Origin of the sequence: Xanthomonas sp. D-36-1 (genome assembly GCF_017746155.1) — a bacterium.
In the GTDB taxonomy this organism is placed as follows: domain Bacteria; phylum Pseudomonadota; class Gammaproteobacteria; order Xanthomonadales; family Xanthomonadaceae; genus Xanthomonas; species Xanthomonas cissicola.
Genome location: NZ_JAGHWR010000076.1, coordinates 67,876 through 80,361, shown reverse-complemented (window position 1 = coordinate 80,361; position 12,486 = coordinate 67,876). Strand labels below are relative to the sequence as shown.

Sequence of the window (12,486 nt, the reverse complement as noted above, 5' to 3'; positions counted from 1 at the left end):
GGAATTGTTCAGGGCGGACTATCGAAATCAAGGTGGGAAATCGCTGTCGTGTTGACGGGAGCACGCGCGGGAAGCGGAGGCCGCTGGCTCGTTCCGTGGCCGATGCGGCCCGTTGACGTTTGCGGTCAGCGCTGGCAGTTTGTGCGCGCTGCGTGCGCAGCCACGTCGCCTTCGCCTTCATGCGTAGCACTGAGGCGAGACCAGAGGCGAGACCAGAGGCGTCGGCTGCGGCTTCTCGGTGATGCGGAAGCCGCGACCAACCCAAGGGAGCAAGGTATGGATGGATCTGCAATGAAGCTGCTGTGGGCACTCGCGCTGGGTTGGGTCTGTGCGCCCGCCGTCGCGAAGGAAACGCTGCAATGTCCCGATACGCTGCGCGTTTCCGACGCGGTGTTGCAGAGCCCCGACCTGCCGGCCGGGACGGGGATCGATTTGGAACGCCATGGTTCGCTGCGGCTGTTCTCGATGGGGGTGTATTCGGGACATCCGCGGGACATGGCCCAGTTGATCCCGAGCAATGAGGGGGAGGCGCAGCCGCGTAGGAAATCGATCTCCATCTGGCGATTCGAAGGCCCCTATCCCTACGGCAAATACCTTGTGTGCGCCTATGGTCCCGTCGGGAGCGTCCAGGTCTACAAGCGCGTTGGCGATACAGTGGCTGTATGCACGGGAACGGCGAAGAAAGATGCGGCGCACGACGCGGTCCTCAGCGCGTCCTTTGAGTGCGAGTGACGATTGCGGATGCTGCGAAAAGTGGTACGGATCGGCTGTGCAATTCTGTCCTGGGCAGGCTACGTCGCTGGCATGGCGCTGATGTACGCCGTTTCGGGCAGCCCATACCGGTGGGTGGAGGAGGTCGATCCGCAACTGTCCGCAGGCTCGTTCGCGACCAGTGGAGATGCGCGCATCGCGACCATCGGCATTCTGGTGTTGCTTCTGCTGACCCAGGGGATCCACGCGCTCTGCACGTCCCAAAGGCGCGTGCGTTGGATCTGCGTCGGGTTGATGGTGCTCGCGTGTCTGGCTTGGATTGGATGGAACTGAGCAGGCGCTGTTTTGTCGGCTTGGCTGTGTCAACGCGCACTGCTGCATAGCTGTCGTGGTCTCGGCGCTGTAGGAAGGAAGGGGAGGTCACATCATCGAACGCAGCTTCTTGAATAGCAGCGAGTGTGTGAGGCACTGTCTACAGAGAGACGAGTAAGGGAATGTTTTCCCTACCTCTGTGCGTGCGAGCCGTTCGACGTACCGATTGAGCCTTGCCACGACGCGTACGACAAGATGGGACCCGAGCCATGAGGCCGCGGGAAGAGGCTCTAAAGATGCGTCACACTAGAGTTCCAGCGGCAACTGACAACGGGCGGCGCTAGGGGCAATCTGCGGGAAGAAAAAAGGGGGAGGACTCATGGCTGTAACGCCGCAACACGGCCTGCTTGGCAGGCTGCTGGACTACGTTGTCGAACAAAGCAAGGAAATTGACCCTGGCGCCTACACCCTCACTGGCGCTTCGGACTTCCGGCGTTACCCGAAAGACTTCGCCGCTTTACCGGGCGTCGACCTGGATCTCAAGCTCGAAGGAGACCATATCTGGTTGCAGGTGCAGCGTTTGGAGACGCATCCAGCCCCGCGGCCCAGCGATACGCTCCTGCGCGGTTTCATTTCGGTATCCGACGATCCCAACGGCGCGCTGCCCCAAGCCAACGAAGTCGCCCTCAAATACGAAGCCTCCACCGAAGCGAAAGCCCTCGGTCTCGAACGCGCTGCGCAGGCTGACGGCGTTCGCAGGGCCAAAGTCGACGAGGCCCTGCGCCAACTCCAGCCGCTATGGTTGGCCTGGGCAGAAGGCGAGAAGCCCCGTCGCAGGTCGATCGAACTCTACGGCGACTTGTTCATGCTCAAGGGGCGGCTGGAGGCCGAAGAAACCGCAAAACCATCCGAACTGGTGTGGGGCATCGGGGTTTCTGCATGGAAGTTCGATCGACAGCAGACGGAGAACGAGGCGGCTAAGTCTGACACGATCGATTACCAGTATCCGCTACTGACACAGGCGGTAGAGATCGAACTCGATCCGCAGACGCATTGCATTGCTGTCCGGCCGAGGGCAGTGCCGCCCCGCCTGGAGTTTGACGCCTTTGGGGCCTGTCAGGTGATGGGCGCAGCTGAGGTTGAGAAACAGGCAAAACTCCTGCTCACGAAAGAGGCGGAGCACCCGGTCACGCCCTTCGACGTATCCAGCTTCGAGCCGATCCTTAAGCTGGTGGCCGGCAGCCTGTGCAGAACAGGCCGTTACGAACCGGACGTTCAATCGATCCCAAGTCCAGGCCCCGATCTACTGGTCACCTCCGGCTGGGTACTGCTCATCAGGGAACGATCGAGCAATTTCTTGGTCGAGGATATCCGTCGGCTTAAGGTCCGCCTTCTGGACGGCGATGCGATCCCGGCGGGTCCTATTGCCCTTGTTACCCCGCCATCGGATGAAGTCATCCGGTATGAGTCCATCTCGTTTCGAGGCATGTGCGGCGGTAGCCGCAAGAAGGGCGAGCCGAGGGAGCTGTATTTCCCTTTGCCCTACAACCAAGAGCAGGAAACGATCGTCGAGATGCTGGAGCGTGCGCCGGGCGTCGCGGTCCAAGGGCCACCCGGTACCGGCAAGACCCACACTATTGCCAACATCATCTGCCACTACTTGGCGACCGGCCGCAAAGTCCTGGTGACCTCGAAGGGCGAACACGCGCTGGAGGTGCTGCAGTCGAAGATCCCGGAGGAGGTCCGGCCATTGAGCGTCGCGCTGCTTTCGGGTGACAAGGAGGGCATGCGGCAGTTCCAGGCGTCCATTGAGGCCATCATCCACAACCTGTCCCAGCTCAACCCGCGGATCACCGAGGAAGAGATCGAACGCTGCAGGCAGCAGATCGATGCAGCCCATAGCGAGCTTTCAGGAATTGACCGGCGGGTGAATGAGATCGCAGAGCAACAACTCGCGAACGTGGAGATAGATGGCGTAGCGATGCGCGCCCAGAAGATGGCGGAGCTGGTGATCAGCGGTCAGGAATTGCACGGATGGTTCGATGATTCACTGACCCTGGGCGCCGAACATGCGCCTCCGCTGACGGCCGTGAACGCGCAGGCGCTTCGCGATGCGCGCCGGCGCCTTGGATCAGATTTGCACTACGTCGCCGCCCGGTTGCCATCAAGTCAGACACTGCTGCCCACGGAAACCATCGAGCGCCTCCACAACGCCCTCGTCGCTATGCGCGAGATTGACGCCGCGCAGGGCTGTGGAGATTTGTGGGCCCTGCGCGCCATCACTCCGGAGGTCTTGGAAGATGCGCGGCGGCTGCTCGCTTCAGTGGAAGCAGTTACTGCCATTGTCCGCGAGCTCGAGGAACTCAACAGCTCCTGGGTCTTCGAGTTGCGCAGCAGGTGCCGCAGGCCCGAGTACGCCAGTGAATGCGATGCTCTCAAGGCGCTGTTCGGAGAGATCGAGGAGCTCGTCAAGGCGCGTGCGGCGTTCCTGCAGCGGCCAGTGCAGTTGCCTGCCAAGGCACTCGACAACCCGAAGGTGCATGAGGCGGTCGAAAAAGCCAAAGACACTGGAAAGCCTTTCAGCTTATTCCCGTTCGGCATGGGCGATGTCAAGCCGCTCGTCGCTGCCGTCCGTATTTCCGGCCAGCCGCCGGCCAGCCAAGACGACTGGCTGCACGTCCACCGCTATCTGGGACTGCATGCGCGGGTGCTTTCCTTCAGCGTGCGCTGGAACCAGTTTGCGGATTTGTTGTCGATGCCCACAGTGCAGGGCACTGTCGAAGCCTTGCGTTCGATCGAGTTGGTAGCCCTGGCTGCCATGAAGTCTTACACCCTGGCAACCGTGCACGATGTGCAGTTGCCGCTCATGGCCGGGCGTGTGTTTTCTGAGCCACCGACGCGGGAACTCCAGGGCACATCCGCCGAGTTGTCGATTGTCAGGAAGCACCTGCGTCAGCACCTGACCCGCGCGGAACTGGCCGCTGCCGCAACGCAGCTAGCTACCTTGCAGGAAAAGTTGGCGGGTACAAGCGGTCCCGTGGCGGAACTGTTGCACACATTCACTGCCACGGATCTCGGTAATCCCGAAGTGAAGGCGGAGCGAGCCGTCGCCCGTTATGCGGAATTGGTAGGCGAGCTCAAGCGTATCGAATCCTTGGCAAGCCACATCGCCACCGTGAACGAACTCTGTCGCCAAGTGGAATTCGCGGGTGGGCAGAAGCTAGCAGCCCGGCTGCGCACGCAGGCATTGGCCGCATCCGGGGAAGACAACGTGCTCCCGGTCGCTTGGCGAGAGGCCTGGAATTGGGCACGGGTCAAGAGCCACTTGGACACCATCGACGCGCGTGAAGAATTGCTCGCGCTGTCATCACGACGCCGAGATTTGGAGCGGTTGCTGGCGCAGCAGTACGAGCGCCTGGTCGCGCGTTCGGCTTGGCTAGGAGCGAAATCGCAAGCTTCGGCCAAGGTGCTCTCGGCCCTCGAGAGCTACCGCACCGCCATCCGCAAGATCGGGCAGGGCACCGGGCCGAACGCCACGCGTTATCGGCGCGACGCACAGAAAGCGATGCAAGACGCTCAGGGCGCGATCCCGTGCTGGATCATGAGCCACTCCAAAGTATCGGAAAGCATGCCAGGGCAGTTGGGTGCCTTCGATCTCGTGATTGTCGATGAAGCCAGCCAGTCCAACCTGTGGGCTCTGCCGGCGATCCTGCGCGGAAAGAAGATCCTCGTGGTAGGTGACGATAAGCAGGTATCTCCGGAGGGAGGTTTTATCTCTGCGGCAAAGATTCTTTCCTTGCGCGAGCGCTTTTTGAGCGACCAGGCATATGCCGCAGACCTGACACCGGAAAAGTCACTCTACGATATCGCCTCCACGGTTTTTGCGGCCCAGAAAGTCATGCTCGCCGAGCACTTTCGCTGCGTTCACCCCATCATCGCCTATAGCAACCGGACCTTTTATAAAAATCAGATCAAGCCGCTGAGGGTGCCGAAGGCCTCGGAGCGCATCGACCCGCCGCTGATAGACGTCTACGTGACGACGGGCGAGCGCAGCAAGAAAGACGCGAACAGGCAGGAAGCCGAATTCATCGCCGCCGAGATCGAATCCATTCTGCGCAACCCCAAGCTGCGGCACCGAACGCTAGGGGTCGTCTCCTTGCTCGGGCTGGATCAGGCCCAGGCAGTTGACACCTTGGTCCGCAGCCGATGCGACGCGGCCGAACTGCTGCACCGCCGGTTTGAATGCGGCGATGCACGTATCTTTCAAGGAAGCGAACGAGACATCATGTTCCTTTCGATGGTTGCAGACAGTCGCAGTCACCACGCGCTGTCTGGCAACATGTTCGAGCAGCGCTTCAATGTCGCTGCGAGCCGTGCAAGGGACCGGATGTACTTGGTGAGATCCGTCAAGTTCGATGAATTATCAGCGGTCGATATCCGACGTACGCTGCTACAGCATTTCAGCAAGCCGATGGACAGTAACGATGAGCAAAAGAGCCTCATTGAACTATGCGAATCTGGATTCGAGCGCGACGTGTACACCTCGCTTTTCGACCGGGGCTACCGCGTGACGCCTCAGGTGAAGGCTGGCGCGTTCCGCATCGACATGGTGGTCGAAGGGGGCGACGACGTACGCTTGGCTATCGAGTGCGACGGCGACGAATTCCACGGACCTGACCGGTGGCAGGCCGATATGCAGCGCCAGCGAATTCTCGAACGCGCAGGATGGGTGTTCTGGCGCTGTTTCGCTTCGACTTGGTCACTGCGCAAATCAGATGTGCTGAAGGAGTTGGTTGATCGCATGCGCAACATGGGCATCGAACCACTGGGAGCGATGGAGCGTTCGCCATCCCTGGTCGAGTACCGCGAATGGCCGCCACGGGAACTTGCGCCCGAAGAGGCCGCGCCCCCGGCAGAACCCCATCCAAGTGTGCTGAGTTGACGGCTGGACGGCTTTGGGTCGCCAACTGCTGGGTTCGGTGACCCGACGACATGGAGAGATGACATGGCCGACATCAATATTCCCCGTAACGTACAGGATGTGCTGCGCCGCATTGACTCCGAATTGCTGCGCACTCTCATCGATCGATGCCTGCGTGACGAGCAGCCCTCCGCGCTGCGGGAACTGCCCTTGCATGATTGTGGGCCGTTTGTTTCGACAAAACGGCATGATTTCGAGCGTGCGCTTGGGGCGTACGGCAAAGCGAAAGCCGACAAGAAGCATGCAGAGACTCTCTACGACGCGCAAAGGGCCGGCGATGCTCTTCTGAACGCTTTGCAGCAGATGCAACATCGCATGGCGATCGAGGTGGAGGAGGGCGAGCGTTTCTTTATCGACGACCTGATCACGCCTCCGTATTCGCTCGGCGTGCAGTTATCAGTGCGCGTGAGCTATCGATGGCGCCCTTCTTCGGCGGATCCCTGGACGCATAGCGATATCACTTTTCTCTACGATGTGGATCTGCGACCTGATTACACCCGGCCGCTGGCGGTCCGAAAGCGAAGTGTTGCCAACCAGGAGCGGGAGCATCGGGAAAGGCTCTACCACGAGTGGGAGCATCTGAAGGACCAGGCGCTGTATTCGGTCAGGGACTATTTCAAGGATGGCGGCAACGGTGCAGACATTCCGAAAACCTTTCGGGTCAAACCTGATGCATATACGCGCGGACTCAACAACTTCAGTACCAGGTTTTGGCTGCCGCGAGATTAGTTGGGTTAGCCCCGGTATGGCATTCAGTTGGACGAGTAAGCTCTGCAGCGGGTGGACAAAACTTAACGCCGATGCTGGGGCTGGTCTGGCTCGACCGGAGGAGCTCAAGCGGGCAGGCAAGGCGCATGGAGTGGGGACCGCTTCGTGAACCCTTTTCCTAAAGACGAAGCCGGTAGCCAACCTACTGGGTAGGGGGTTGCAAAGCCAAGACGTCATCCACCATCAAGAGCGTGCCCTCACGGTCTATGCGCAACAGGCGAGAGTTACCACCGCGGGCGACCAGGACAATGTCAATGTAGTAGTCGCGCTCACTGGCCTGGGGATCTGGACGCATTCCGCGGGCATAGATCACGATCCGTTCGAACGTGTCTGCTACTAGTTGGCGAGCGCGCAAGCGGGCGGCCACGTCCTGGCCTTCGACGCCAGCGGCGAGCTCCCGCCAAACTTCATCGGCTCCTTGCGCGTCTTTGCGGCTCAGGCTTGCCAGCTCATGTTCTGCCTCTCGCAGACCGTTCTCGGCATCCAGCAACTCTGACTCAAGAGCGCGGGCACGCCGCGCAAATATCTGTGGCGTACCCTCCGCTGAGCTGATCAACATGGCATCCGCAAGTTTCTCCAGTTGCCCGTTGAGATCGGTTACCTTCGCGCGCGCGGCCGCTACGCGGGCACGAGGCACGTCGGCACGGTCAGCGCCGAATAGGGCCTGCAGGTTGATGATGTCGCTGCAGTAGGCCATAAGCGCCCGCTCCACCGGAGCCACGCTCGTGCTGGCCTGTACAGCGCACCCGCCGCCGTAGGCAGCGTTTGAAGTGCACAGCAGCCTGCGGTACCCGTCGCGAATGCGACCATCCGGCAAGCGCTTCTTCGTACCCAGATTCTGCCCTGCCATGGGGCGGCCGCAATATCCGCACACTGTGATCCCAAGACCGGTAATCACGTGTGGCAGATCGCCCTTTACGCGTCGGCGACCGTTTTGCATGCCGACGCGCTGCAGTTCTCCCCATTCCGCAGGACTCAGGATGGCAGGGTAGTAGTCCTTCAGCAGATACTCCTCCCCGTCAACGCTGACAGGTTTGGTTCCTGCCAGCTGTGGCAGCTTGACCAGCCGGTACACCTGCTGTGAGTGGTTCTCCGCACTCGTGCTGTAGAGTTGCCGACCTTCCGCTTCCAGCGTTTGAACGATGCGCTTTCCGCCATAGCCTTGAACATATAGTTCGACAGCCCGGCGCACTGCGGCGACCCGTTCAGGAACCAATTGCCATCCGCCGCCTGGCGCGCCAGGTACTTCCTTCAACCAGTTTGGGTCGTGCCCCTGGCGGATGCGGCCCCGGTAGGTACCAGCTTCCCATCCCTCGCACAGCCTGCGTATGCTAGCCTTCACGCGCTTGCTTTTGGTATCGCTCTCTTCATGGGCACGGATCATCACCAGCAGGCTGTAGACGAGGTCCATGGGGTTCGCTTTTAGGCGCTCCCTGCTATAGACCTTCCTGTCGCTGGCAGTGACGACAGTGATCCCCGCATTTACAATCTGTGCCAGTTGAGCCTGAGCCTGGATGGGTTCAGCTCGCGACAGCCGGTCAAGCCCCTCGACCACCAGCACTGATCCTTCCGTGATCCTCCCGGCCTGAACCCCGATTAGGAAAGCCCCGAGCGCCCCTGACTTAACGTGTTGCTGGTGATAGGCTGACAGCCCTTCGTCCAGCATCGTCAGCTTGTCGTCAAGTTGAAGCCCATGTTCTGCCGCCCATTTGGCTGCGTAGGCCTCTTGGCGCTCGCGGCTATGGCCAGCGGCTTGGCGGGGGTCCGAAAAGCGCATGTAGCTGTAGACCAGACCTTTCAAATTTCACCCCCACATGACTGAAACGATTACACAACCGGCCCGCATGCCGCGTATAGGTATGGTATCCCTTGGGTGCCCGAAGGCGCTCGTCGATTCCGAACGCATCCTCACCCAGCTGCGTGTGGAGGGCTACGACATCGTGCCCAGCTACGACGCTGCCGATGTGGTGGTGGTCAACACCTGCGGCTTCATCGATTCGGCAGTGACCGAATCGCTGGACGCGATCGGCGAGGCGATGAACGCCAACGGCAAGGTCATCGTCACCGGCTGCCTGGGCAAGCGCCCGGAGCAGATTCGCGAGGCATACCCGCAAGTGCTGGCGGTATCCGGCCCGCAGGACTACCAGAGCGTCATGGAGGCAGTGCACGCCGCATTGCCGCCGCGTCACGACCCGTTCGTGGATCTGGTGCCGGACTACGGCATCAAGCTGACCCCGCGCCATTACGCGTATCTCAAGATTTCCGAAGGCTGCAATCACCGCTGCAGCTTCTGCATCATTCCTTCGATGCGCGGCGATCTGGTCTCGCGCCCGGTGGATGAGGTGCTGCGCGAGGCCGAACGGCTGGTGCGCGGCGGCGTCAAGGAATTGCTGGTGGTGTCGCAGGACACTTCGGCTTATGGCGTGGACCTGAAATATGCCGAGCGCCCGTGGCGCGACCGCCTGTACCAGACCCGCATGAAGGCGCTGTGCGAGGGTCTGTCGGAGCTGGGCGTGTGGACGCGCCTGCATTACGTGTATCCGTATCCGCACGTGGACGACGTGATTCCGTCGATGGCCGAAGGCAGGTTGCTACCGTATCTGGACATCCCGTTCCAGCACGCCAGCCCGCGCATTCTCAAGTTGATGAAGCGCCCCGGCGCGGTGGAAAAAACCCTGGAGCGCGTGCAGCGCTGGAAGGCGATGTGCCCGGAGATCACCGTGCGCTCGACCTTCATTGTCGGCTTCCCCGGCGAGACCGATGCCGAATTCGAATCCTTGCTGGACTTCCTGGATCAGGCGCAGCTGGACCGCGTTGGTGCGTTTGCGTATTCGCCGGTCGATGGCGCCAGCGCCAACGCGCTACCGGACCCGGTGCCCGAAGAAGTGAAACAGGAGCGCCTGGCGCGCTTCATGGCCAAGCAGGCGCAGATCTCTGCGTTGCGTCTGGAGTCCAAGATCGGCAGCGTGCAGCAGTGCCTGGTGGATGTGATCGAAGACGACATCGCGGTGGCCCGCTCGCGTGCCGATGCGCCGGAAATCGATGGGCTGGTGCACATCCAGAACGGTGGCGAGCTCGGCTTGAAGGTGGGCGATCTGGTGGACGTGGAAATCACCGACAGCGACGAGCACGATCTGTTTGGTGATGCACTGCCGTCTGGCCATGCGGTGCAGCCAGGCCGGACCTTGAACCTGCAGATCGTTTAGCCACGGCAGGGCGCCGGCTGGCCGATGGCATCGGTGCTCCCGAGTGCGCCGAGCCGGCGGCGCACACGCCCCCATGGGGACGCCAACCCGTAGGAGCGTGCCTGCGCGCGACCAGGCTTGCTACGCGCGGCCGTCCCGGCACGCCGCGCTGCAAGACCGACATCGCCTGGGCATGACATCGCCGCATGAGGGTGGCCTGCGTGGGAGCGTACCCGCGTGCCACGCGGCAGTCCTGGGCAATGGGTGTTCGGTTCTCCGGGTGTCGATCACGTCGTTGCTGATGCACGGCGCCAGGATCGATCCGCGCCTTGGGTATCCGCTACAGCGAGGCGTAATCCACCGATACCACGACGAATGTGTGCTTGCCGGCCGGCAAATGTGCGTCGAATTCGTCGTCCACGCGCTTTTTCAGCAGGGCGCGCGCCAGGGGGGAGTCGATGCTGATCCAGCCGCGTCCGGCATCGGTTTCGTCCGGGCCGACGATGCGGTAGCGCAGCAGCTCGCCACTGTCGGCGTCTTCCAGTTCCACCTGTGCGCCGAAGAACACTGCGTTCGCGTCGGTAGGTGCGGTATCCACCACGCGCAACGCTTCCAGTCGCTTGCTCAGATAGCGCACACGCCGATCGATCTCGCCGAGCTGCTTCTTGCGATAGGTGTACTCCGCATTTTCCGAGCGGTCGCCTTCGGCGGCCGCTGCCGCCAGGGCCCGCACCACCTCGGGGCGGCGCACGCGCCACAAGTCGTCCAGCTCGGCTTTGAGGCGGGCGTGGCCTTCGGGCGTGATCAGCGCAGTGCTTTTTTCGGCAGGTGGGCGCCAGCGGCTCATGGGTCAGGCAGGTTCGAACGGCGGGGCCGCGATGCTAGCGCGCATGACGTGGTTGCGCATCTTCCGCCGCACAGCGAAGCTTTGCGCCATTCTCGGACACGGACGTTGTCATGCTGATCATGCCGCTGCACAAACCCTGGTCGCGCCAGAACATCCCCTGGGTGACGCTGCTGCTGGTGCTGATCAATGTGGCGGTCTACCTGGGCTACCAGCGCAAGGACGACAGCCTGGTCGAGAGCGCCGTGCACTATTACGTACACTCCGGCTTGGGCGCGCTGGAGGCCGATGCACATACCCGTTACCTGCAGCAGACCGCCGACGCCAAGCTGCGCGCGGCGCGCCAGGCAAAGCTGGACAGCGTGCCTGAGCCGCAACGCGTCGCGTATCTGGCGCACCTGACGATGCACGATGTCGCCTTCGAACACGCACTGCGCAGCGGCACACTGTTCAACGACGACGCGCGCCTGCGCGAATGGCGCGCATTGCGTGCGCCCTACGACGCGCGGCTGTCCAGGATATTTACGCTGCGCCATGTGCAACGCAGTTCCGAATGGTCGCCCGCGCGCATGCTGACCGCCACCTTCCTGCACGGCAGCTTCGATCATTTGCTGGGCAACATGCTGTTTCTGCTTGCCCTGGGTACCTTGCTGGAAGGCGCGATCGGCAGCGGCTGGTTCCTGGTGCTGTATCTGCTCGGCGGATTCGGCGCCAGCCTGGCCAGCTTGTGGTGGCGTTGGGGCGAGCCCGGTGGCGGTCTGGGTGCGTCCGGCGCCATCGCCGCCCTGATGGGCGCGTTCTGCATGGTATGGGGCCGTCGCAGGGTGCGCTTTTTCTATTGGTTTTTCGTGGTCTTCAATTACGCGCGTGGCCCGGCGATCCTGCTATTGCCGCTGTGGCTGGGCTGGGAGTTGTACAGCCTGGCATCCAGCGACGACGGTGCAGTCGCCTTCGAAGCGCATGCGGGGGGACTGCTGAGCGGTGCGTTGCTGGGCGCCTTGCTTGTGGTATTGCGGCAAACCCGGCCGGCATTTATGGAGGAGGGAGACACGGTTGCGGTGGACGATCGCTGGGAGCGGGCGCAGCGCCATCTGGGCCGGATGGAAAACGCCGAGGCCGAACATTTGCTGGCGGAGTTGGCGCGCGAGCAGCCGCACAATCTGGAGGTTGCGCTTGCGCGCTATCGCGCGGCACGTCATGCAGGGCGCAGCCAGGACAGCCTGCGCCATGCCGAGACGCTGCTGGCCCTGCACACCCACAGCGCCGAACAGACACGCATCCAGCTGGCAGTCGCCGCCGAACTCAGCAAGGCCAAGACTGCCTGCAGTCTGACGGCGCGCAGGGCGCTGATCGCTGCGTGCATGCGTAACGGCCTGTTGGCCGATGCCGAGCGCCTGTTGAAAGAAAGCGCACTGACTACGCCCCGCGACGAATTAGCCCAACAGTGGTTCGTGCTTGCCTTGCGTCACGGTGAGCTGCAGGACGGTGCGCAACGTACGCGCTTGTTGCGACAGGTGCTGGATCAGTTTCCCGAGCAGGGACAGGCGAACAAGGCGCGCTTTTTGCTTGAGAACGGGTGAGCGATTTCTGCTCGACGCGTGCTCTCTGACTCGCGCGACGCTGGGAGGGCAAGGCCAGTCGAGTTGCCTGACATGCGTGGTTCTGCGCTTGACGGGATCTGTCTG

8 protein-coding genes are annotated in these 12,486 nt (G+C 62.0%); 6 read left to right on the top strand and 2 right to left on the bottom strand.

All coding sequences use genetic code 11. From position 1 onward, the window contains the following. Positions 1-291: 291 nt before the first annotated feature. From J7367_RS18830 to J7367_RS22360, 4 genes are all read left to right on the top strand, one after another. Complete coding sequence (locus tag J7367_RS18830) at positions 292-732, top strand: STY0301 family protein (RefSeq protein WP_244672338.1); 441 nt, start codon at positions 292-294, stop codon at positions 730-732. 9 nt (positions 733-741) lie between these two features. Next, positions 742-1,044 (top strand): hypothetical protein, encoded by a 303-nt coding sequence (locus tag J7367_RS18825; RefSeq protein WP_057661671.1) that lies wholly within the window; start codon positions 742-744, stop codon positions 1,042-1,044. A gap of 358 nt (positions 1,045-1,402) precedes the next feature. Then, a complete protein-coding gene (locus tag J7367_RS18820; RefSeq protein WP_081027846.1) occupies positions 1,403-5,965 on the top strand; it encodes an AAA domain-containing protein in 4,563 nt (1,520 codons plus the stop codon). 63 nt (positions 5,966-6,028) lie between these two features. After that, on the top strand, positions 6,029-6,733 hold the full coding sequence (locus J7367_RS22360; protein ID WP_057661673.1) for a hypothetical protein: 705 nt from the start codon (positions 6,029-6,031) through the stop codon (positions 6,731-6,733). Between the two features lie 181 nt (positions 6,734-6,914). Here J7367_RS22360 and J7367_RS18815 read toward each other — a convergent pair whose 3' ends face one another. Continuing rightward, positions 6,915-8,573 (bottom strand): recombinase family protein, encoded by a 1,659-nt coding sequence (locus J7367_RS18815; protein WP_081027847.1) that lies wholly within the window; start codon positions 8,571-8,573, stop codon positions 6,915-6,917. Between the two features lie 43 nt (positions 8,574-8,616). Here J7367_RS18815 and rimO point away from each other — a divergent pair, with 43 nt between their 5' ends. Beyond that, complete coding sequence (gene rimO / locus J7367_RS18810) at positions 8,617-9,978, top strand: 30S ribosomal protein S12 methylthiotransferase RimO (RefSeq protein WP_057661675.1); 1,362 nt, start codon at positions 8,617-8,619, stop codon at positions 9,976-9,978. A gap of 319 nt (positions 9,979-10,297) precedes the next feature. Here rimO and greB read toward each other — a convergent pair whose 3' ends face one another. Next, entirely contained in the window at positions 10,298-10,804 is a 507-nt protein-coding gene (gene greB / locus J7367_RS18805; protein ID WP_007963950.1) for a transcription elongation factor GreB, read from the bottom strand. A gap of 110 nt (positions 10,805-10,914) precedes the next feature. Here greB and J7367_RS18800 point away from each other — a divergent pair, with 110 nt between their 5' ends. Next, on the top strand, positions 10,915-12,381 hold the full coding sequence (locus tag J7367_RS18800) for a rhomboid family intramembrane serine protease (RefSeq protein WP_007963948.1): 1,467 nt from the start codon (positions 10,915-10,917) through the stop codon (positions 12,379-12,381). Positions 12,382-12,486: the final 105 nt, after the last annotated feature.